Origin of the sequence: Exiguobacterium sp. 17-1 (genome assembly GCF_023096305.1) — a bacterium.
In the GTDB taxonomy this organism is placed as follows: Bacteria; Bacillota; Bacilli; order Exiguobacteriales; family Exiguobacteriaceae; genus Exiguobacterium_A; species Exiguobacterium_A sibiricum_A.
The window spans coordinates 1,053,614-1,076,331 of sequence record NZ_JALIGJ010000001.1 but is presented as its reverse complement, the minus strand read 5'-3'; the positions used below and the strand labels follow the sequence as shown (position 1 = coordinate 1,076,331).

Below are 22,718 nucleotides of genomic sequence, written 5' to 3'. Positions count from 1 at the left end.
TTATCAGTGCTTGTTAGGAAAAGGAGAATTTAAACGATGAAAAACTCTGTGAAATGGACGGGTCTCTTGATTGCAGGAACTGCCCTGGTCCTTAGTGCATGTGGTCAGGAAGAAAAACAAATGACCGCATACGATAAAATTAAAAAAGAAGGAACCTTGACCGTAGCAACGGCTGGTACACTTTATCCGACCTCATTCCATGAAGAAAAAAGTAATAAATTAACCGGATTTGATGTCGAAGTCGTCAAAGAAATCGCTAAACGTCTTGATTTAAAAGTAGCATTTAAAGAAATGTCTTTTGACGGTATGCTGACAAGCGTGAACACCGGTCAAGTGGATTTAGCAGCCAACGACATTACGATTACGGATGAACGTAAAGGAAAGTTTGCCTTCTCTAAACCATACAAATATACGTATGGGACGGCGATTGTCCGTAAAAGTGATTTATCTGGCATTAAATCCCTCGAAGATTTAAAAGGTAAAAAAGCAGCCGGGGAAGCAACGACGACTTACATGCAAGTGGCCAAGAAATTTGGTGCAAAAGAAGTCACTTATGATAATGCGACGAATGATCAATATTTGCGTGATGTCTCGAACGGACGGACAGATGTCATCTTAAACGATTATTACCTGCAGAGCCTGGCTGTCGATTTCTTTAAAGATTTCGACATTACGATTCATCCTGATATCGCCTACAATCCAAGTCAGGTCGGACTCATCATGGATTTAGACAACAAAGAATTACAGTCGAACATCAATGCTGAAATCGACAAGATGAAGAAAGATGGGACGCTTGCTAAACTGTCGAAGACATTCTATGCCAATAAAGACGTCTCGAAAATGCCTGACATCAAGACGACGCTCGTTGACGTGAATTGAACAGCTTCTTTGAGATTGAATGGCGGTCCGTCTTTAATCCAGAATTAGCACGAGAAGCTTTTCCCTATATCTTAGGTGGTCTCGGTCATACACTTTGGATCTCGTTGCTCAGCATGGTGATTGGCCTTGGTCTCGGTTTGTTACTTGCTTTGGCTCGTTTATCCACATCACGTCTGTTACGAGCAATTGCCACTCTCTATATTTCATTCATGCGTGGTGTTCCGATTCTTGTCTTATTATTCATGTTTTATTTTGGTTTGCCGGTTATAAACATTCAACTGGATGCATTGACGGCTGCCATTGCCGGTTTTAGTTTGAACAGTGCCGCCTATATGGCTGAAATCATTCGGTCATCACTCTTATCGGTGGACCGCGGTCAACAGGAGGCCGCACAATCGCTCGGACTTTCCAGATACCGTGTGTTCACAGGAATCATCTTGCCTCAGGCTGTTCGACTGGCGATCCCTCCGCTGTCAAACGTTCTTCTTGATTTGGTCAAAGCCTCTTCGCTTGCCGCCATGATTACGGTCCCGGAGATTTTCCAACGGGCGAAGATTGTCGGTGGACGGGAGTTCGACTACATGACAGTTTATTTTGTCATCGCCTTTATCTACTGGGGTATCTGTGCCATCATCGCTGCCGGACAAGAAATGCTCGAACGTCATTTCGCCCGCTATTTATAACGTGCAAAAGCTCAACCGTTTTCACAGACGTCACGTGACGAAAGTGAAACATGGTTGAGCTTTTGTATTAGGCTTCTTGGTCGAGTAATGGTTCAACAGATAATGCTTCCAGCGGCTTATGGAATAAATAACCTTGAAGCGTCTGACACCCTAGTTCTTTCAAGAGTTCCGCTTCTTCCATTCCTTCAATTCCTTCTGCGACAATCGTCATCTTCAAACGATTTCCTAGTTGGATGATCATTTCGACGATAGCTCGTTTTTCTTCCGAATCGATTGCAGCACGAACAATCTCTTTCGGAATTTTTAACTGATCGAAAGGTAATTCGACGAGGGTTTGCATCGACGAAAATCCTGTCCCGAAATCGTCAAGCGCAATCCGAATTCCATGGAGGTGCAACTCATTTAAGGTTTCAATGATTTGTACCGTTCCCTCAATAAAGATATGTTCCGTCATTTCAATCTCCAATAAGTAGGGCGGAAAACCGGTCGTTCGTAGAATCTCCAAAACCTTTTCGGTAAAGTCTTCTTGTCGCAACTGCCAAGGCGAAACATTGACGGCAATCGTTATTGGTTTTCGTCCTTGGTCTAACCATTTCTGTCCTTGCAGGCAGGCTTTACGCATTACCCATCCTCCAAGTGTCTCGATGAATCGCGTCCGTTCTGCCAATGGAATGAATTCCAGTGGTGAAATCAGCCCATATTTCGGATGATTCCAGCGGACTAAAGTTTCCGCTCCCGTGATGCGATGATTACCAGAATTGACTTGTGGCTGAAACAAGACAAAGAAATCGCGGTCAAGATCGGCATCATATAAGTCACGCGTCAACTGCATTGCTCGTTTACGTTCATTTTGAGTTACTTGATCCGTGATGGCGAACGTATTTTTCCGATTTGATTTTGCCGTAAATAAAGCAATCTCGGCATCATTGATGACGTGATCAATCGATTCTCCGTTGACGAATGAAACCCCGATACTCGCCGTCACATTGATTTGCTTAAAATCAATCTGGACACGTTCAGAAATACTCGCTAAAATCTCATCGCATAATTGATCCGGTTGCGAAGATGTCGCGTGTAATAAAAAGGCACTTCCACTCGCTTTTGCGACGATGCAATCAGAAAAACGTGTCATCAACCGTTTTCCGATAATATGAAGCGTCCTGTCTCCCGTCCGGTAACCGAAAGCGTCATTGACTGTCTTGAAGTCATCTAGGTCGATCAGACAGATAATATCTCCTGTCACTGCTTTTTTCTCTGTTTCAATGACAAAAAAGGACCGATTCGCCAGTTCCGTGACCGAATCGAAGAAGGCTTGTTCCTTTAATCGTTTCAAGTAGTCGATATTTCGTTCCAAGCGCGTAACATATTGCCTATGGATCAACAGACTAATCAGTGTCGCGATAAGAATCAATCCAATGCGTGCGATATGATCGGTTGAACTAAAAACCGATGTGCCTGTCGGTGCTTTTAACCAGACATACAACAGGGACAGGATACTGATCCCCGTCGCATACAGTAACATCGTTCGATTGATGACGACTAAGGACGTCAAGACGAATAGTAGCGAGGCTGCCCAAACCGTCTGTGCCCCATTATTGATATACGGATAGTTGATGAAAGGGATTAATAAGAAGACGCTCGACATCACATGCGGTTTCCAACGATCAGTCAAATCACTTTTCCCAATCAAAAACTGAATTCCTCCCACACTGAAAATTATAAGGGCACGCCATCCGATAGACCAATCCAGCCCGGTTCGGCTCATACTGCTTGAAAAAACATATAAAAGGGAACCACAACTCGTCAGCACAAAAATAATCATCCCGAACAGCCGGTAATTTGCTTTTACTTCGCGATGATAGTGAAGATTTTCCGATGAAGGACGGGTATGCGCCTTCATATCATCCCCTCTTTTCCGTAAATTCATTCTTTCCTTTTCCTTCTTAAGTTGGAATTAAAACCTAAATACTCCATCAGTTTGCTTTTCATTCATCACAGAATTTAAGGCCAGGAAGCCAACTGCTTCAGTGGTGTTCATGTCAGGTCTAAAGAAGTCTTTAATCGGGTATTTGACTAATAAAGATCGAAAGGAGTGTTATGTCATGGGCCGTCTGTTATTTATCGAAGCGAATGATAGTACACATCAAACGAAAGGAATCAGCTCCCACATGAATGAAGCCTTTTTATCGCGTTACCGGACACATCATCCGGACGATGAAGTCGTTGTATTAAATTTATTCGAGGAACGGTTACCGTTTTTTGATTTACGTCTCGCAACTGCTGCCGCCAAACTGTTTCGCGGGGAAATCGTAGAGACCGATGAACATGTCCCGCTCGACAAATTACAAGAGTATCTGACCGGGTTTCTCGAGTCGGACAAAATCGTTTTCTCTTTCCCGATGTGGAACCTGACCGTCCCGGCACCCCTTCATAACTATATGGATTATCTTGCGCAAGCAGGTCAGACATTCCGTTATACAGCAGAAGGGTCGATCGGATTGGTGAAGGGAAAACAAGTATTGTTGTTGCATTCACGCGGCGGGGACTACTCGACTGCAGATAAAGCGGATTCCGAGCATGCCGTTCGCTACATGCTCGACATACTCCGTTTCTTCGGCATTGAAGATGTTCAGACCATCATTTTAGAAGGACACCAACAGTATCCGGACCGCGCGGAGGAACTCGTCAAAAAAGCCCTCTCCGCATGTGAGAAGGCCGGGGAAACATTTTAAAATGTAAACAGTAGAAATCGTTCTTTTCCTTTAAGAACGATTTCTTCATATGTGTTCAAATGAAATGCACGAAACAAGGCATATGCTATCGTATAATCACGTTCAGTGGATGAGCTGTCGTCACTCATCATCACCTCATGATAATAACCACGTTGGTAATAGAAATGAGCGATGAAAGAAGCATCGTTTAACGATAAGCTGTAAATCAATCCTTTTTCTGTAATTTTTAAGCCAGCTTCATATTTTTTTTCATAGGTTAACAGTTGAGAATGATTGTAATAAATCTTAATCAATTGTTTTTTTAACTCTTCGGTATCGTACGTCAATTGTTCCAATTCTTCATAAACTTTTTCCGCCAGATGATACTGCTCATTTTCTACGTGCAAATTCGAGATAGCCATCTTAATTCGAATATACATCTTTGGCGATTCGTACCAAATGTCTTCCTGATCCGTCAATCGTGATAGTAACGTTGAAGCAGTGCGGTAATCAATTTTATCCGTCTTTACCTCTAACAAAATCGAAAAATATGCTCTTAACAAAAGAATCTCATTATGATGCGTTGCATCAGATTGTGATAATTCTTGCCTCATTTCTTGATACTTCTGCTCGCGAAACAGACTCGATAAATGATTATCGGTCTCGCGAAAGGCGTCACTTTCCAGCTGGTCCCGAAATAACAAAGACAGTGGCACTCGCAACCGTTTAGCAATTTGTTGCAACAAATCAATTGTCGGCGAATTACGTCCATTCTCAATCTTACTGATTTCTGCTTGACTGCATATCCCATCACACAACTCTTTTTGTGTCATTTTTTTTTGCTTACGAATACGCTTGATTTCATTTCCAATCATATGGGGCAATGATTTCATCTTAAATTACCTTTCTGTTCTCTTATGACTATTGTCGCATAACTAGTTTCTAGATTGATTTTAATGAAAAATGCATCACGTCTGATAAATGATCCTCTAATATAGTGGCAAATGAAGTATTTTCTGTCGCCAAAAAGATTCCGTAGGCAAGCGTGTATGCTTCTTGAATCAACTCTAAGGAGCTGTTTAACTGTTCCAAAGCGTATCCCCGCTGATAATAAAAGTGTCCGAGATAACTTAAATCATCCAAATGATTACTTTCATTAATCGCCGTCTCAGTTTCTTTTAAGATCGCAGAAAAATCTTTTTGTTTGATTAAGTTCCGGATGTAATTATATAAAATCTTTAATTTCATTTTTTTATATTCAACGGTATAGTATTCATTTTCAAATAACATCATATATATTGAATCTGCATGGCGATACTCCCCATAATTCGTATATAAAATCGCAATCGACATTTGAATTCTTAAATATAATAGGAATGATTCTTCAATCAATTTTTCCTCTGCCGTTATATTCAAAAGTTGTGAAATACACGTTCGATAATCAATGATGTTTGTTTTTTCTTCAATGATCAATTTATGATAGCGCAATAAAATGATAATTTCCTTATTTGTTTCTTCTATCAGATATTGATCAATCCGTTGAAATATTTCAGCATTTAGGTTTTGGCGCGTGAGTTGGATTATTTCTTGATCAATCATTCGAAAATCCGTTTTTTTGTCTTCATCGACAAAAAAAGATGAGACCGGAGTGTGCAACCGTTCAGCGATTTGTTGTAATAAATCAACCGTTGGTGAATTTCGTCCATTCTCGATTTTACTGATTTCTGCCTGACTACAAATCCCATGACATAATTCGGATTGTGTCCAATTTCGTTTTTGCCGGATCCGCTTAATTTCGTTGCCAATCGAAACATTTAATTGATTCATGGATGTCTCCTTCAAGATCAGTCCCTGTTTTAAACAAAAAACAGGTCCTCCGTTCAAGTGATTGACTTGTGACGGAAGACCTGTTTATTTTGATGCTTCCGGCGAGAATCGAACTCGCACTGCAGCATTACCATTGCTGAGGTCTGCCATTAACCTACGGAAGCCTGTTTTTTCTAATATTAGTATAACGTAAGCCTAAATGAATATCAACTTTTTCAGGAAAATACAAAAAAAGCAGTTAAGGGAAATTCTGCTCCCCTAACTGTTTTGACGATGCATTAAAGGACTGTTTTAGTTAATGAGTTATCAAAGACAATCAACACAGAATAATGTTCATCCGCTTTCGATGCGACGAATGTCGAGAATTTAAGTGTGATGATTGAATTTGAACCGACACCATTTTCCTCAAAGAAATGATTAAGTCGTTCTTCGAGTTCTTCTGGTGATCGTCCTACTAACACTTTTGAATGTAACATAAAATCCACCCCGTCCTTTTTTTTGTGTACGATATTGAGTTTTCCCATGCGTCCTTTGTTTAAAACCTCTATTTTTCTAACTTGCCGAATTGAGACCTGTTCGGTACTGTGAAGATAGAGTTAAGTTTATATTGAAAGGACTGAACAAAATGAATGAGCATATGTTTGATGAAGTGTTGGAGAAAAGACAAACCGGGTCCGCCAAATGGGATGGTTTGAAACAACTGTTCGGATCGGATCAACTGATTCCGATGTGGGTGGCAGATATGGATGTCCGCCCTGCCGACTCGATAACAAAAGCTTTGACAAGACGGGCAGCAAGCGGCAACTTTGGTTATTCTCTGTTTGAAGAAAAAGCAAAACATGCCATTCAGCATTGGTTTGACAAACGTTATGATCAATCGGTCGATCCGGCGACGATCCTCTATTCCAGCGGCGTCGTTCCTGCACTTGCGCACAGCGTATTGGCTCTGACCGAAGAAAACGATGAAATCATCATCCAGACTCCGGTCTACCCGCCTTTCCATCACGTCATAGAAGCAAACGGACGACGTTTAGTCGAAAATCCGCTCTGTTTACAGGATGGCCGGTATGAAATCGACTTTTCACTGCTTGAACAACAGATGAAGACAGCACGCATGATCATTTTATGTAACCCGCATAACCCGACCGGTCGCGTTTTCAGCTTCGATGAATTGAAACGACTGGTCGCACTTGCTAAACAATACGGCGTCTACGTCTTGTCGGATGAAATCCATGCCGACTTGCTGTTTTCAAATGTAACGCATCATCCGATTATCGCGTTTGATTACGATCAGGTAATACTAGTCAGTGCTCCGTCTAAAACATTCAATATCCCGGGACTGTATGCTTCTTATCTGATTGTACCGAACGCTGACTTACGTCTTAAAATCGAGCAGGTGCAGCAGGCGAACTTCGTGCATCCGAATGCTTTTGCGGCAACGGCCATCATTGCTGCTTATGAGGACCCGGAAAGTGAGCATTGGTTACAGGAGTTGTTGGTTTACCTTGAGGAGAACCGTAACTATGCCATACAAAGGATTCAGACGGAAATGCCTCGTCTCACCGTCGTAACACCGGACGCCACTTTCTTGCTTTGGATTGACTGTGCCGCTCTTCCTTTTGATTCGAAAGAGCGGGCTGACTGGTTAGTCGAGCAGGCCGGGCTTGCCCTGACACACGGACAACCGTTCGGAAAAAATGCTTCGACGTTTGAACGCCTGAATTTCGGATGCCCGCGCAGTCAGTTGGACGAAGCTCTTGACCGTCTTCAAACGGCTTACCAGACGATTGTCTTTACAGATTAAGTTACGTTTACGCCTGCGATTCAAGTGATTTTTATATCACTTGGATCGTTTTTTTATGCAAACAAATTTTTAATTATATCTTTTTTTAGTCTGCTTTTCATTTCAGTAGTTTTTCTTTCTTGTTACATTGTCACAACCAAAATCAGAAAGTTTAAACTTTTAGAGGGACTAAAAACGTCCCAACCCCTTGACAGATGAGGGTTGAAGCCACTTTTTTAGACATTTTGAAGACTTGCGTTGTCGTTTTAGACCCTGTAAGGTGGGGAACAAATCGATTGTGCTTATTTTGACAAATGCATGAACAGCGCAAAAAAAGTTTAATTGGAGGATTTATTTTATGACGCAGGAATGGATTTCAATCAGCTTGTATCTAGTCATGATGCTTGCCATCGGCTACATTGCATACAAGCGAACGACAAACACAGAAGATTACATGTTAGGTGGTCGAGATTTAGGGCCAGGTGTCACAGCTCTATCCGCCGGAGCATCCGATATGAGTGGCTGGATGTTGATGGGATTACCCGGTGCCATGTACGCAACTGGTGTATCCGCTTTATGGCTCGCTTTAGGTTTATTGATTGGTTGTTACGTTAACTATTTGATTTTAGCGCCACGTTTTCGTCTTTATACGGAAATGGCCAATGATTCAATTACGATTCCCGACTTCTTAGAAAATCGTTTCAAAGATACTTCACGTATTTTACGGACCGTTTCTGCAGTCGTCATTATCGTCTTCTTCACCTTCTATACGTCAGCTGGTATCGTCTCTGGCGGTAAATTGTTTGAAAGCTCATTCGGCTTTGATTATCATTATGGTATGCTCTTGACGATTGCGGTCGTCGTCGCCTATACACTGTTTGGTGGCTTTCTCGCAGTCAGTTGGACCGACTTCGTCCAGGGTTGTATCATGTTCATCGCCCTTGTCCTCGTGCCGGTCGTTGCCTTAACGGACGTCGGTGGCATCGATGGTGCCTACAACTATGCAGAAAACCTGGATCCTACATTGTTTGATCCATTAAAAGGCACAACGTTCCTCGGAATCATCGGATTCCTAGCCTGGGGACTTGGTTATTTCGGACAACCGCACATCATTGTTCGTTTTATGGCCATTCGTTCGGTCAAAGATTTGAAAAAAGCACGCCGTATCGGGATTGGTTGGATGTTTATCTCGATTCTTGGTGCCATGATGACAGGACTTGTCGGGATTGCTTATTTTGAAGGGCAAGGCAATGGACTGGGCGATCCGGAGACCGTATTCATCCGTTTCTCTGATGTCTTATTCCATCCTTACATTACAGGATTCCTGATGGCAGCGATTCTTGCCGCCATCATGTCAACGATTTCGTCGCAGTTGCTCGTCACATCAAGTGCTTTAACAGAAGATTTTTATAAAACGTTCTTAAACAAAAAAGCGACAGATAAACAGTTGGTCTTGACCGGACGGATTGCCGTATTGGTCATCGCTGTCATCGGTTCCGTTTTAGCTTGGAATCCGTCAGCTACGATTTTATCACTGGTCGGTTATGCTTGGGCTGGTTTTGGTTCAGCCTTTGGTCCAATCATCCTGCTTTCGCTTTACTGGAAACGGATGACGAAACAAGGTGCCTTAGCCGGTATGTTGTCCGGTGCCATCACTGTCATTCTTTGGGTCCAGTTCGGTCTCAGTACGACACTTTACGAGATGGTACCTGGATTCTTCACGAGCTTACTCTTCACGGTCGTCGTCAGTCTCTTGACGAAACAACCGGTTGAATCGGTTCAAGAGAAATTTGACGATATGGAAGAAGAATTAAAAGAAGCAGTCGAATAATTTCAACCAATAAGTAAACCCCTTTGAGTCTGACTCAGAGGGGTTTCTTGTCATCATAATTCAAGGACGCCATAATGCAGTTTGGATGATTTTCGTTTCGTCCGCTCAAATCCGTACCGTTCAAATAAATCACTTTCAAAATGAGCTTTTAAGACGATTCTTTGTCGTGCGACACGCTTGGCTTCGGCTACTACTTGTTTAGTCAACGGTTCATAGTTTGCCAGTTGTCGCAGTCCGTCTAGATGCGTTGATTCCGAAACGGTTTTTTCAAACATCGGATCAAAATAAATGACGTCCACCGTCTTGCTATCACATTTTTTGAGATACGTTAAGTGTTCTGCCAATTGAACTTCGATGTGACGCATCGCGTCAACGATTGGTTCGTATCCTTCAATCCACTGCTGCAACCCTTCCCTTACGATCAAGGCTGTCACCGGGTTGCTTTCTAGACCGATGACTTGACCCGACCGTCCGACCGCATGACTCATGACGATTGCGTCCGCCCCTAAGCCTAACGTACAGTCAAGGACGGTCATCCCCTCTTGCAAACGGGCAATCGTAATTAATGGATCATGACCGTTGCGGTCAAATTGTTTAATTCGAAAAACTGCACTAGACGGATGAAAGAAAAAAGAACTATCCGCTCCTTGCGGATAATATTCCAATCGATTTTTATCCACGACAAGGATGGAACGCTGATACTGATTATGAAGTGCTGGCAGACTCAGTTTTTTTCGTTCGATGACTTCGAAGTCGATGGTTTGTTCCGTTTCAGAAAGCCGCTGTAATCTGGTCCTCACATCATCAGTCGGTCTTAAACATGTCGTCAATACAACTTTTTGTTTATCCAATCCGTTTCACTCCCAGAAAAAAATAAGCTAGCGCAGGCTAGCTTATTTCTTTTTCTTCAATAACCCTTCGATGTCTTCGATGAGTGCTTTTTTAGAAATTAAATCTTCTTGTTTTTCCTGTTCAACTTTGGCATCAACAGTCGTCCGTTGTAACAATGCCTGCAACGTCTCATCGATACTTGATTTCAAGTGGTCGCGATCTTCTTTATTTAATGCAAGATCGTGACGGACTTCGTCACCTTGTTCATCAAGTTGGCGTAACCGCTCCGTCAATTGTTTCGCTTCCCGATTCAAATCAGAATATAAGCGTTCGATTTGTTCTAAGCGTAATTTGATTCCATCCCGTTCTGTGAACACATTTTCCAACCCCTTCCAGCATACATATGTCTACATCATTACTTTACCATATTCATCACTAATTGAAACAATCACAATCCGTTTACAACTTACTTTTTCGCTTCCCTACCGTTACTTACTTCTCTAGTACTCACTCCAGCTATCTTTTGCAATTTGTTTCCCGAAGTCGCTATAATAAATGAGCAGAGTGAATTGCGATCAGAGGAGGACACCGTCATGGATTTAAAACGTCGGACACTACGTCATGTAGATCAGACTGAATTCGAACATTTTTTAAAGTACGGCGAACAGGCTTACGGATTATCTCGTCAGGAAATTCAAGGATACGACCATGAGCTCGGGGTCGAGCGCGCCTTCGATTCTGTTGAACACAGTTATGCCGAAGATTTCTACTTTGATCTTCTCGTCGACGAACAACTGATCGGTCGTGTGCTCTTATTAAAGATGGGACATTATTTCCAACTTGATTTGATGATATTCGACTCATACAGCGGACGAGGTTTTGGAACGAAGGCTGTACAACAGGCACTCGAGCAATCAAATGTATTGGCTGTTTATGAAGTACGCGCCCGCGTCTTACCGACGTCTCCCCATCAAGAGATCGCTTCTCAGATTTTAAAGACAAACGGATTCATCAAACAAGACGATTATTTCAGTAAGGGTCGGCGTAAACGTTACTCTTTACAACGCCCTTGAAGTTCGACCGACGCAGCCAGGCGTCGGTTTTTTTTTTGACATCAATCCAAAAAAAGCGTAAAATTCTGGTTTGTATGATTCAGAAAGGAGTTCTCACATGAACGAATGGTTATGGTTTCCTTCCATCTTAATTACGATGGGATTATTATTACTCAGTTATCGTCTGTTTGGCAAAACCGGTCTGATGATGTGGATTGCTATCGCGACGATCATTGCCAATATCCAAGTCACACAACAAGTTGAACTATATTCTTATATTTTCACATTAGGGAACGTCGTCTACGGGAGTTGTTACTTGGCAACCGATATCTTAAATGAAAAATACGGGAAGAAAGTAGCACGTCAAGGCGTCTATATGGGCTTTTTCTCGTTGATTACGACAACATTATTGATGCAATACAGCTTATTGTATACGCCACTTAATGACACACTGGCGAAAGACATGTCGAGTTCTTTGAACCTCTTATTTGGTTTACTTCCTTGGATTGCGCTTGGAAGCTTGTCTGCTTATCTTGTATCGCAATTGTTTGATGTTTTTATCTATTCAAAAATCCGTCAAAAGACCGGAGAAAAGAAACTTTGGTTACGCACAACTGGCTCGACGGTCCTCAGCCAATTGATTGATACGTTGACGTTTTGTGCGATCGCTTTTCATAATTTACCGTTTGATATCTGGTGGCAGATTTTCATTACCACTTATCTCGCTAAATTTGTTATTGCCTGGGTCGCAACTCCCTTCATGTATATTGCTAAACGTATTCATCCGACCACTCCATCTAAGGATGTAGCAGCTTGATACAATCACCTTCCTGATTTTCAACATTTCTCTAGAAGATTGTCCTCTTTTAACGGATAATGGAAATCAGGAGGTGTTCATCTTGAAAGTCAAACGCAACGAATCATTCCGGTATCATTTCGATGAACCGATTGCTGGTGAATTTTATCTTGTCAAAGATGGACGGCAGACACCGGTTGGATTGATGAAAATTCATAATATTTCACCTAGTGGTATGGCCATTGCAACGCCGCTGAAACTACCGATTGATCGTGCGATGTCAATCGTCGTCGAGTTTTCTCTTATACGCGGTCTCGAACCTTTGAAGTTGAACGGACTTATTTTACATGAAAAATGGCTTGATGCTCAGCGTTTGTATGGTATACGACTCGAAACGACCAAAGACGAGCAACAACAGATTATAGACACAATCAAACAATTCGTTAAAACGACCTCTTGAATGACATGTGTTTTACTTTGAAATCGAAGTTCCTGGAAACAGAAGTTCCTTCTCTGCCTTTGTTTAAAGAGCTGACTTCAACAACTAAAAATAAGGATGGCGGATTTTATGTCCGCCATCCTTATTTTCATTCTTCTTTTATAGAAGTTGGTCTTTTTTACTGGACCGTCCGGTAGACGATCGCCTCATATGGCCGAAGGACTAACTCTTCTTTCGAGACCATTGGAGATTCGTTGTAATTACCGATGACTGAATCAGAGGTATCGTGTGACAATGGAATCGTTACTTCTTCTTTACTGAATGAGCAGTAAATGTACCATGTTTCATTTTCATACGTTCTGGTATAGGCATAGACATCAGTCTCATCTTCTAAAATCAACGCATATTCGCCGTATACGATTAAATCGTGCTGATGACGTAACGCAATCAGCTGTTTATAGTAATAGAAAATTGAATCGGGATCCGCCAAAGCTTGTTCGACGTTAATCAATGGATAGTTTGGATTGACCTTCAACCATGGTGTTCCTGTCGTAAAGCCGCCGTGCTCGGTCGCATCCCATTGAATCGGTGTCCGCGCATTATCTCGCCCTTTCACATGGACAGCGCGCAGTAACTCTGCCGGTGAAGCCCCTTGGTCGGTCCGCTCTTTCCACATATTACGGATTTCGATATCCTCATATTCCTCAATCGATTCAAAGGCAACGTTCGTCATACCGATTTCTTCCCCTTGATAAATGTAAGGTGTTCCTTTTAACAAGTGAAGCAGGGTCGCTAACATTTTAGCGGATTCGACGCGATACATCGTATCATTTCCGAAGCGACTAACAACCCGTGGCTGGTCGTGATTATTCCAGTATAGCGAGTTCCAGCCTTTTTCGTGTAAGGCGACTTGCCATTTCGTGAAGTTTTCTTTTAGTTTTTGAAGATTGAACGGTTGGACATCCCATTTGCCACCGGGGCCGGAATCCAAGTCCATATGTTCAAATGTAAAGACCATGTTAACTTCTTTTCGTTCCGGATCTGTATAAAGAATGGCGTCGTCAGTTGTCGCCCCCGGCATTTCGCCAACCGTCAAGACATCATAATTACCGAAAGAAGCATCATTCATTTCTTTTAAAAACTCATGAATTCTTGGTCCGTTAATATAATGTTGTCCGCCGTCCCCGTATAAAGCACCGGGAGGAACCGTCGCATCCGGAAGACCGGGTGTCTTCGAGATTAAGTTGATGACGTCCATCCGGAAGCCGTCAATCCCACGGTCCAACCAGCGGGTGATCATCCGGTAGACTTCTTGACGGAGTTTTTCATTTTCCCAGTTGAGATCGGGTTGTTTTTTAGAGAATAGATGTAAGTAGTATTCATTTGTCGTTTCATCCAGTTCCCAAGCCGGTCCGGAAAAAATAGATCCCCAGTTGTTTGGCAACGTACCGTCTTCATTGGCGCTTCTCCAAATGTAATAGTCCCGGTATGGATTGTCCTTACCCTTTCGTGACTCTGCAAACCAGGCATGCTCGTCCGACGAATGGTTGACCACAAGATCCATGACGATTTTGATACCCCGCTCATGCGCCTGATCGAGTAGACGATCAAAGTCTGCCATCGTTCCGAATTCGGCCATGATAGCCTCATAATCCCGGATATCGTACCCGTTATCATCATTTGGTGAGTCATAGACAGGGCTCAGCCAAATGACATCAATTCCAAGTTCTTTTAAGTAATCCAGTTTTTCAATGATACCGACAAGATCTCCGATTCCATCTCCGTTTGAATCATTGAAACTGCGCGGATAAATTTGATAGACTACACTGTCATGCCACCATTTACGTTCCATGTGATTGATCGACTCCTCTTGTGAACAATTTATGCAAGCGATTGCACTTTCTGATAAAAGCGCTTCCATTTATTTCATCGTTAGCGTATCACGAATATTGTAATCAAAACAAGAGGATACCCTCATCCGGATTCCGGTATACTGGACTTAGCGTTTCACGTTTGAATTTTTCCGATTGAGGAAAATGATTTAAGAGAGGAGGCGTACCAACATGTATCGTCGTTACTTATTGTTTCTAGTTTGGGCTATCGCCATTGTCTTCATCTTACTGTTTGGGAATAACAGAGTCTTTCCTTCCGGTTTTCTCCTATCCTTTTTACGGTTTGATCAAAGCCAGTTTGATACGTCTGCACTCAGTTTATTCACATTACTTGGTATCTATCCAGCAGCCTTTTTTATGCTCTTTTTAGATGAAAAACGCTTCTTGAAACCTTCCCCGATGTTAGCAAGTTTTGGCGCCTTTGCGTTGGGATCATTTATCCTCATGCCGTATCTAGCACTCGCCATCCCGCGTCAAACGTTTTTGCCGTTTCGACGTCGGAAGTTCATCCCTTACGTTGTCGCACTGCTGGCTGTTCTGTCAGCCGTCATCATCTGGTTAGCTTTAGCACGTTCAGACTGGTCTATTTTCCAAGTCTATTTTATGACAAATCAATTCGTTCGGACGATGACTGTCGATTTGGTGATGTTTTATATTTTACAGCTGTTCATGTTACACAGAATACGGGCGCGACAAGACGGACGCCTTGGCTGGCGGGACATCGTGCCATTGTTTGGTCTGTTCAGTTATTTGTTCCGGCGCCATCTTCCGACCTCTTCCAACGGTTGATTCGGTCCAGGGGATTCGGCTACAATAGGAAGATAGCTTTAATAGGGGGACATTATTCATGAAACAGTATCATCAACTTTGTCAGGAAATCTTAACGCATGGCATCAAAAAAGAAGATCGGACGGGAACCGGCACCATCAGTATTTTTGGTCATCAAATGCGGTTTCCGTTACAAGATGGTTTTCCAATGGTAACGACGAAGAAGTTACATATGAAGTCCATCATTCATGAATTGATTTGGTTTATCTCCGGTGAAACCAACATTTCCTATCTGCAAGAACATGGTGTCCGCATTTGGAATGAGTGGGCTGACGAAGACGGCAATCTCGGACCGGTCTATGGTGCCCAGTGGCGTTCGTTCCCTAAACCGGATGGAACGACAGTCGATCAATTAGCGGACGTCATTGAACAGATCAAAGTGAATCCGGACTCACGTCGTTTGATTGTCAGTGCTTGGAATCCGGGTCAACTGGAGGAGATGGCTTTACCGCCTTGCCATCTGTTGTTCCAATTTTACGTAGCAGATGGGAAACTTTCTTGTCAGCTCTATCAGCGGTCAGCCGATGTCTTCCTAGGTGTACCGTTCAATATTGCTTCCTATGCCTTGTTGACCCATATGATTGCTCATGTGTGTAAACTCGAGGTCGGCGATTTTGTTCATACCTTAGGCGATGCCCATATTTATTCGAATCACTTGGATCAAGTCAATCTCCAATTGAGCCGGAATCCAAAACCTTTACCGACGATTCGTTTTGCCCGGGAAGTAGAACGCATTGAAGACTTTACGTTTGACGATATCATCATTGAAGGATACGATCCTGATCCGCATATTAAAGGAGTCGTCGCCGTATGATTTCGCATATCGTTGCCTATACAAAAAACCGGATCATTGGTCGGGATAACGAGATGCCGTGGCATCTCCCCGCTGATTTGGCCCATTTCAAGAAAACGACCTACGGCAAACCGGTCATCATGGGCCGAAAAACATTTCTGTCGATTGGTCGTCCATTACCGGGTCGCGAAAATATCGTCATTACGCGTGATCCAAATTTCCATGCAGAAGGAATTACGATCTGGTATGATTTAGACGGACTGGCTGCTTTTGCAGAGTCGGCAGAGGAAGTCTTTTTGATTGGCGGTGGCGAACTGTTCCAACAAACACTGCCTCTTTCCAAGCGGATTTATGCGACGGAAATCGATGCCATCATCGAAGGGGATGTTTATTATCCCGAGATCCCGGATGACTTCGTTTGTTCGTCCGAGACGTTCCATCCCGTTGACCCACAACATTCAGAAGCCTTTACAATTAAACAATTTGATCGTCCTCTTCATTAATATCCTTTTGTTTTCAAAAGCCGTTTTAAAAAGACACCTCGACTTTTAAAAAGTCGAGGTGTCTTTTAGTTTACTGACGTCACGGAAGACGAATTACCCATTGTCGAATTTGTTCTTCTACTTGATGTGGATCGAGAGGAGACAAACAATAATCCGTAACCCCCCGTTCAAGCGCTTGTCCAAGCAATTGACTTTCTTCGTCGGCAATTGCGATCACGTCAATGATTTTATCACGTGTTTGCTTCCATTCGTCGACACGCTTAAAATTTGATGCTGCCAGTTGTTCAAGCGGCATTACATATAATTGAATCGAGCCGGATGTTTTTTGATCGTCAGCTACGAGATCAAAATCATATTTCGGATGAATCGGGATTTCTATACGCGAAAGGGATGGAAGAATCGCCTTTTCGATTTTAATGACGGCCTTCACTTTCTCTTTAACAGTTGCCATTGCATAGACTATAACCTGATTTCTGCCATTTCGTTTGGCCTGATAAAGCGCTTCGTCCGCTTCAGACGTCATTTCCTCTAAATCCATCATTACATCATCAATGACAGTTAATCCGATTGAAACCGTTACTTTCAATCCATTTGGAAATGTATGACGTTCAATCCGAGCCCGAACTTTCTCCATCATTTCTGTAGCATGATTCGAATCATCCGCGCTAAACAACACCATGAATTCTTCTCCACCGAACCGAACCAATTCGTCGTCTTGTCGAAGGGCTTGTTTCGTCAAGGCAGCCAGCTCAGTCAACACAAGATCTCCCGTTGGATGACCATGCAAATCATTGATCCGTTTAAAGTGATCTAAATCAAAGATGGCCAAAGCAAACAATTGATGATCACGTTCTAACCGAGATGTCCGTCTTCGGTAAGCATTTTGAAGGTACTTCCGGTTAAAGGCTCCTGTCAATTCATCAACTAAAATCGAAGAAGAAACCGTTCGTAATTTTCGTAGCAAACGCTTCAGGCGAATTTTACGTTCATCGATTCCGACGGTTTCATCCCAATAGTCGTCTGTCCCGAGCGCATAACAAGCCTGACGGACAGCCGGGTCATTTGGTCCAATCAAAATCAGCGGAATAAACGATGCTTCCAATTTTTTAAACAACTTCACAATCAATGCATCATCCGTCATTCGGATTATTTCGTAGTCAATCAACATCGCATCGACATGCAAATCGTACCCGACTTCTAATGTATCTTCGATTGAGCCAAAGAAACGTGTCATATATCGTTCGTGTTCCAATGCTTTTTTCCATTGAATATTATCTAAAAATCGTTTTGTGACTGAAAGAATCATTTCTTTTCGGACAACTTTTTTCCGTCCCCGTTCTGACAGATGATCGATGACCGGTGCGAGCAGCGTTAAGATCTGATCATGCGTCACTTCTTCTATCACACTGTCTAACTCACTCACCCAGCGTGCGGTCTGCCGTTCGAAAAATTCCGCTTGATCGTGTTCGCTAAACCGGTTGAGCCACTGTGCGAAAACAAGTAACTCCGACTTCGGGACCGAATCCATCCGGAGTAAACGTTCGACCATCAGAATCGTTTGATCGATTTGTTTTTCAATTTGTTTTTTTGTTGTTTCCACAAGTCTTCCCTCTCTTTCTATACAGCCGAATTCATCCGTTCGACTGAAAAGAAAACGAGGGAAGACCCTCGTTTTCGATTATGCTTTTAAGTTCGGATGAACCATGTCAGCTGGAACAATCCATTGATCGTACTGTTCTTCTGTCAATAAACCGGTTGCGAGTGCAGCCTCTTTTAAAGTTGTACCCTCTTTATGCGCAGCTTTAGCAATCCGAGCTGCGTTTTCATATCCGATATGTGGATTGAGTGCCGTTACAAGCATCAACGAACGTTCGACGTTTTCCGCGATGACGGTCTGTTCCGGCTCGATTCCGACCGCACAGTGGTCATTAAAGGAATGCAGGGCATCCGTCAACAAACGAACCGACTGGATATAGTTATACATGATGACCGGTTTAAAGACATTCAATTCAAAGTTCCCTTGACTTGCAGCAAATCCGATTGTCGCATCATTCCCAAGAACCTGGGCTGCAACCATCGTCAGTGCCTCACTTTGTGTCGGGTTGACTTTTCCAGGCATGATGGAACTCCCCGGTTCATTCTCTGGAATCGTAATTTCGCCAATTCCGGCACGAGGACCTGATGCCAACCAGCGGACATCGTTAGCGATTTTCATCGCATCCATTGCAAGCGCCTTGATGGCGCCATGAGAAAAGACCAGTTGATCATGGCTCGTTAAGGCATGGAACTTATTTTCAGCGCTGACAAATGATTTCCCGGTTTCTTCACTCATTTTCTCAGCTGCCCGGTCTCCGAATTCCGGATGGGCATTGATTCCGGTTCCGACTGCAGTCCCGCCAATGGCTAGCTCCGTCAATGGCTCTAACGTCAACTCAATCATCTTTTTCGAAAGCTGTAACATCCGGACCCACCCACTGATTTCTTGTCCCAGTGTGATTGGTGTTGCGTCCTGTAAATGTGTCCGGCCAATTTTAACGATGTCTGAGAAGGCTTTTGCTTTCTCGTCGAGCGTCGCATGGATGGCATCAATCGCTGGCAACAGTTGATCGATGACAATCGTTTTCGCTGCGATATGCATCGCGGTCGGATATGTATCGTTCGAACTCTGTGATTTGTTGACATCGTCATTTGGATGAATGACTTGCTTGCTTCCCCGTTCGGCAAGTTTCCGTGTCGCGACACGTGCGACGACTTCATTGACGTTCATGTTCGACTGTGTACCGGATCCGGTTTGCCAAACAACCAGTGGAAATTCTGCGTCGAATTGTCCGGCGATGATTTCGTCACATACTTCGGCAATCACTTCGGCTTTCTCTTGATCCAGGACACCTAAATCACGATTGGCTAAAGCCGCTCCTTTTTTGAGAACCGCAAATGCCCGAATGATTTCAATCGGCATTTTTTCTGTTCCAATCTTAAAGTTTTCCAAGCTCCGTTGTGTTTGTGCTCCCCATTCTTGTGCTTCCGGGACACGAATTTCCCCCATCGTGTCGTGTTCTAAACGGTATTCCATGCTAATTTCCCCCTTTATCTGCTGATACATTAATAGTTTAACGGAAACCGTCACGAATGGGAATGATAGAGGCCAGTTTGGGGAATAGTTTGTTATCAAAAATCAGGCGAGAATACGCCCACTTCTAAACGAAGTGAAAGTGGGAGATGAATCGCCAGCTTACTTTCAGGGTATATTTCCTTTGAAGAAGGTGAAAAATGGTGTTGAAACACAAGGCCTACAAATTCAGAATCTACCCGACAAAAGAGCAGGAAATTCTGATCGCGAAGACGATCGGGTGTTCGCGCTTCGTCTTCAACCACTTCCTGGCGAAGTGGGATGAAAGGTACAAGACCACTGGAAAAGGACTGTCCTACGGCTCTTGTTCCAAAGAGCTTCCTTTGTTGAAGCAGGAGTTCGACTGGTTGAAGGAAGTCGATAGCACATCTGTTCAGATCAGCGTCAAACATCTTGCCGATGCGTTTGACCGCTTCTTCAACAAGCAGAACAAACGTCCTCGATTCAAGTCGAAGCGTAATCCCGTCCAATCGTACAAGACCAACATCCAAGGCAAAAATCAGCTTCCTGCAGTGTCAATCGTCGGAAACAAGCTCAAACTTCCAAAGTTGAAATGGGTACGTTTCGCCCATTCAAAACAGATCACAGGCCGTATCTTGAACGCCACGATTCGACGCAACGCTTCAGGGAAATATTTCGTCTCCCTGCTCGTCGAGCAGGAAATTAACGAACTGCCGAAGACCGGTTCATCCGTCGGCGTCGATGTCGGACTCAAGAACTTTGCCACCCTGTCAGACGGCACGATATACAAGAACGACCGTTACTTCCGTTCGCTCGAGAAAAAGCTGGCGCGCGAACAGCGTAAGTTGTCTCGTCGTCAACGCATCGCATTGAACAGGAAAGTGAAACTTTCCGAGTCGAAGAACTATCAGAAGCAGAAGCGGAAGGTCGCCCGCATCCACGAGAAGATTGCCAACAAGCGAACCGACTTCCTGCACAAGGTATCGATCGAGATTGTCCAAAACCACGACGTCATCAGCATCGAGACTTTGCAGGTGAAGAACATGCAGAAGAACCGCAAGTGGAGCAAGTCCATCTCGGACGTCAGCTGGTCGGAGTTCTTCCGCATGTTGGAATACAAGGCGGGCTGGTACGGGAAAACCGTCGTGAAGGTCGGCAAGACCTTCGCTTCGAGCCAACTCTGCTCGAGTTGCGGTCATCAACACAAGGACGTGAAACATCTCGGCTTGCGAGAATGGACATGCCCGAGTTGCGGGATCCATCATGACCGAGATGTGAACGCAGGACTGAATCTCAAACAAGAAGCTGAACGCCTCTTAGCTTCTTCAACCGTCGGGACGACGGGGTTAGCCTGATCATTTTTCGACCGATAGGTCGGATAACTCAGGAATCCTCCACCTCTTAGCGTAGCGTAGGTGGGGGTAGTTCAACGAAAAGGAGTGAATGCTAGATGTGGTTGATTAACTTAACAATTGTTTTACTTTTAATTCTGGCGAACGGAGTATTTGCGATGACGGAACTGGCTTTACTGTCCTCCAAAAAATCCAAACTGCAACAATATGCGGACGACGGAAAAAAATCCGCTCAAATAGCCCTCGACTTTTTGGAACGTCCGACGGATTTGCTGTCGACCGTTCAAGTCGGCATTACCTTGATTGGCATCATCAACGGGGCCTTTGGCGGTGCTGCTTTATCCGCTCCGTTAATTGACTGGCTCGCCCGTTTTGAGTGGTTGGCACCTTACGCCAGTACGATCGGCTATATCATCGTCGTCACCATCATCACCTATTTATCGCTGGTCGTCGGTGAGCTGGTCCCGAAACGTATCGCCCTCGTCAGTCCGGAGCGTGTCACGATGGTCTTGGCACAACCGATGCGTTTATTCTCGAGTGTCTTAAAACCGTTCATCTTCATCTTAAGTAAATCAACAAGTATCATCTTTCGGATGATTGGGCTCGATCGGCTTCAAACGGAAGATGAGACCGAAGACGAGGTCAAACAGTTATTGATTCGTGGGACGAAGGAAGGAACATTCGCCATGTCAGAAGCGGAACAAGTCTCGCGGGTATTTGCTTTCCATGATCAGCTGGCATATGAATTAATGGAGCCGCGGACGGTGACGGAATGGATTGATCTGACAGATTCACCGGAACAGATTCTAGCTGACTTACGCAGCGCAAAACACCGGAACCTTCCCGTTGGTCATGGTGATTTGGATCACTTTGTCGGATACATCGATGCGAAGGAAATTCTGGCTACTGATCAACCGATTGTTGCCATTGAATCTTTGATCCACACACCGCTCATTGTTCCAAAACAATTACAAGCAACTGTCTTGCTCGAACGGATGCGGAAAGAAACGGTCTCGATTGCTTTTGTACTGGACGAGTACGGCGGCTTTTTAGGAATGATTACGTTGTTTGATATTCTCGAAGCATTCGTCGGTGAAATCTCGACTGTCGAAGAGGAGCCGGAACTGGTGCAACGGGCGGACGGGTCTTACTTGGCGGATGGCTTACTGCATATTGATGATTTAAAGCGTGTCCTCGGTATTAAAACAGACTTACCAGGCGAAGAAAAAAATAGTTATCATACGGTGGCTGGACTCGTCTTATATCTGCTCGGCGAATTTCCGGTAAGAGGAAGTCATGTCACGAGCGACGGCTACCGGTTCGAAGTCGTCGACTTGGATGGTCGACGGATTGACCAAATCTTAATCGAACGACTGGAGGAACCTGTCGACGAAACGTCTCTACCAAAAAACTGACCGGTCTCAGAG

At 43.8% G+C, this 22,718-nt stretch carries 22 protein-coding genes and 1 tRNA gene; 13 read left to right on the top strand and 10 right to left on the bottom strand.

What is annotated here, in order from left to right; genetic code table 11:
• The first annotated feature begins 36 nt into the window (after window positions 1–36).
• Window positions 37–879 carry a transporter substrate-binding domain-containing protein gene (locus MUN34_RS05300; RefSeq protein WP_026828141.1) on the top strand — a complete coding sequence of 281 codons (843 nt, stop codon included), beginning with the start codon at window positions 37–39 and terminating at the stop codon, window positions 877–879.
• Window positions 876–1,562 (top strand): amino acid ABC transporter permease, encoded by a 687-nt coding sequence (locus MUN34_RS05295; protein ID WP_247857005.1) that lies wholly within the window; start codon window positions 876–878, stop codon window positions 1,560–1,562. Before MUN34_RS05300 ends, MUN34_RS05295 begins: the two co-directional genes overlap by 4 nt.
• A gap of 67 nt (window positions 1,563–1,629) precedes the next feature.
• Here MUN34_RS05295 and MUN34_RS05290 read toward each other — a convergent pair whose 3' ends face one another.
• Window positions 1,630–3,252: a putative bifunctional diguanylate cyclase/phosphodiesterase gene (locus MUN34_RS05290; RefSeq protein WP_247857004.1), complete on the bottom strand. Its 1,623-nt coding sequence runs from the start codon at window positions 3,250–3,252 to the stop codon at window positions 1,630–1,632.
• Window positions 3,253–3,664: 412 nt separating this feature from the next.
• Here MUN34_RS05290 and MUN34_RS05285 point away from each other — a divergent pair, with 412 nt between their 5' ends.
• Window positions 3,665–4,294, top strand: coding sequence for an FMN-dependent NADH-azoreductase (locus MUN34_RS05285; protein WP_026828138.1), 630 nt, complete (start codon window positions 3,665–3,667; stop codon window positions 4,292–4,294).
• Here the strand turns inward: MUN34_RS05285 and MUN34_RS05280 are convergent.
• The 4 genes from MUN34_RS05280 to MUN34_RS05265 form a co-directional block, all read right to left on the bottom strand.
• The gene (locus MUN34_RS05280) at window positions 4,291–5,166 is read right to left on the bottom strand and encodes a helix-turn-helix domain-containing protein (protein WP_247857003.1); all 876 of its coding nucleotides are present in this window, start codon (window positions 5,164–5,166) and stop codon (window positions 4,291–4,293) included. The genes MUN34_RS05285 and MUN34_RS05280 overlap by 4 nt on opposite strands.
• Window positions 5,167–5,215: 49 nt before the next feature.
• Window positions 5,216–6,100 carry a helix-turn-helix domain-containing protein gene (locus MUN34_RS05275; RefSeq protein ID WP_247857002.1) on the bottom strand — a complete coding sequence of 295 codons (885 nt, stop codon included), beginning with the start codon at window positions 6,098–6,100 and terminating at the stop codon, window positions 5,216–5,218.
• 93 nt (window positions 6,101–6,193) lie between these two features.
• Window positions 6,194–6,264 (bottom strand) — tRNA-Thr (locus tag MUN34_RS05270).
• 114 nt (window positions 6,265–6,378) lie between these two features.
• Window positions 6,379–6,576 (bottom strand): hypothetical protein, encoded by a 198-nt coding sequence (locus tag MUN34_RS05265; protein ID WP_014970552.1) that lies wholly within the window; start codon window positions 6,574–6,576, stop codon window positions 6,379–6,381.
• Between the two features lie 149 nt (window positions 6,577–6,725).
• Between MUN34_RS05265 and MUN34_RS05260 the strand changes: the two genes are divergently transcribed.
• Complete coding sequence (locus MUN34_RS05260) at window positions 6,726–7,904, top strand: MalY/PatB family protein (protein WP_247857001.1); 1,179 nt, start codon at window positions 6,726–6,728, stop codon at window positions 7,902–7,904.
• Window positions 7,905–8,241: 337 nt separating this feature from the next.
• Entirely contained in the window at window positions 8,242–9,714 is a 1,473-nt protein-coding gene (gene putP / locus MUN34_RS05255; RefSeq protein WP_026828133.1) for a sodium/proline symporter PutP, read from the top strand.
• Between the two features lie 53 nt (window positions 9,715–9,767).
• On the opposite strand, the gene MUN34_RS05250 is transcribed toward putP, so the two are convergent.
• On the bottom strand, window positions 9,768–10,565 hold the full coding sequence (locus tag MUN34_RS05250) for a class I SAM-dependent methyltransferase (protein WP_247857000.1): 798 nt from the start codon (window positions 10,563–10,565) through the stop codon (window positions 9,768–9,770).
• 42 nt (window positions 10,566–10,607) lie between these two features.
• Complete coding sequence (locus MUN34_RS05245) at window positions 10,608–10,922, bottom strand: hypothetical protein (protein ID WP_012370605.1); 315 nt, start codon at window positions 10,920–10,922, stop codon at window positions 10,608–10,610.
• Window positions 10,923–11,138: 216 nt separating this feature from the next.
• Here MUN34_RS05245 and MUN34_RS05240 point away from each other — a divergent pair, with 216 nt between their 5' ends.
• The 3 genes from MUN34_RS05240 to MUN34_RS05230 all read left to right on the top strand — a co-directional run bounded on the left by MUN34_RS05240 (window position 11,139) and on the right by MUN34_RS05230 (window position 12,853).
• A complete protein-coding gene (locus MUN34_RS05240) occupies window positions 11,139–11,618 on the top strand; it encodes a GNAT family N-acetyltransferase (protein WP_247856999.1) in 480 nt (159 codons plus the stop codon).
• 97 nt (window positions 11,619–11,715) lie between these two features.
• On the top strand, window positions 11,716–12,414 hold the full coding sequence (locus MUN34_RS05235) for a queuosine precursor transporter (RefSeq protein ID WP_026828130.1): 699 nt from the start codon (window positions 11,716–11,718) through the stop codon (window positions 12,412–12,414).
• 82 nt (window positions 12,415–12,496) lie between these two features.
• Window positions 12,497–12,853 (top strand): PilZ domain-containing protein, encoded by a 357-nt coding sequence (locus MUN34_RS05230; RefSeq protein WP_026828129.1) that lies wholly within the window; start codon window positions 12,497–12,499, stop codon window positions 12,851–12,853.
• Window positions 12,854–13,010: 157 nt separating this feature from the next.
• Here MUN34_RS05230 and MUN34_RS05225 read toward each other — a convergent pair whose 3' ends face one another.
• Window positions 13,011–14,684, bottom strand: coding sequence for a glycoside hydrolase family 13 protein (locus MUN34_RS05225; protein ID WP_247856998.1), 1,674 nt, complete (start codon window positions 14,682–14,684; stop codon window positions 13,011–13,013).
• 211 nt (window positions 14,685–14,895) lie between these two features.
• Here MUN34_RS05225 and MUN34_RS05220 point away from each other — a divergent pair, with 211 nt between their 5' ends.
• Genes MUN34_RS05220 through MUN34_RS05210 form a run of 3 tightly spaced genes read left to right on the top strand, consistent with a single transcriptional unit; the run spans window position 14,896 to window position 16,848 of the window.
• Complete coding sequence (locus MUN34_RS05220) at window positions 14,896–15,513, top strand: hypothetical protein (RefSeq protein ID WP_026828127.1); 618 nt, start codon at window positions 14,896–14,898, stop codon at window positions 15,511–15,513.
• A gap of 58 nt (window positions 15,514–15,571) precedes the next feature.
• Window positions 15,572–16,366 carry a thymidylate synthase gene (locus tag MUN34_RS05215; RefSeq protein WP_247856997.1) on the top strand — a complete coding sequence of 265 codons (795 nt, stop codon included), beginning with the start codon at window positions 15,572–15,574 and terminating at the stop codon, window positions 16,364–16,366.
• The gene (locus tag MUN34_RS05210; RefSeq protein WP_247856996.1) at window positions 16,363–16,848 is read left to right on the top strand and encodes a dihydrofolate reductase; all 486 of its coding nucleotides are present in this window, start codon (window positions 16,363–16,365) and stop codon (window positions 16,846–16,848) included. The genes MUN34_RS05215 and MUN34_RS05210 overlap by 4 nt, the downstream gene beginning before the upstream one ends.
• 79 nt (window positions 16,849–16,927) lie before the next feature.
• Here MUN34_RS05210 and MUN34_RS05205 read toward each other — a convergent pair whose 3' ends face one another.
• Complete coding sequence (locus MUN34_RS05205) at window positions 16,928–18,448, bottom strand: diguanylate cyclase (RefSeq protein WP_247856995.1); 1,521 nt, start codon at window positions 18,446–18,448, stop codon at window positions 16,928–16,930.
• Between the two features lie 78 nt (window positions 18,449–18,526).
• A complete protein-coding gene (gene fumC, locus MUN34_RS05200; RefSeq protein ID WP_026828124.1) occupies window positions 18,527–19,921 on the bottom strand; it encodes a class II fumarate hydratase in 1,395 nt (464 codons plus the stop codon).
• A gap of 200 nt (window positions 19,922–20,121) precedes the next feature.
• On the opposite strand from fumC, the gene tnpB reads away from it, so the two are divergent.
• Together tnpB and MUN34_RS05190 are read left to right on the top strand one after the other, a co-directional pair.
• Window positions 20,122–21,294 (top strand): IS200/IS605 family element RNA-guided endonuclease TnpB, encoded by a 1,173-nt coding sequence (gene tnpB / locus MUN34_RS05195; protein ID WP_247856994.1) that lies wholly within the window; start codon window positions 20,122–20,124, stop codon window positions 21,292–21,294.
• Between the two features lie 95 nt (window positions 21,295–21,389).
• Window positions 21,390–22,706 carry a hemolysin family protein gene (locus MUN34_RS05190; RefSeq protein WP_247856993.1) on the top strand — a complete coding sequence of 439 codons (1,317 nt, stop codon included), beginning with the start codon at window positions 21,390–21,392 and terminating at the stop codon, window positions 22,704–22,706.
• Window positions 22,707–22,718: the final 12 nt, after the last annotated feature.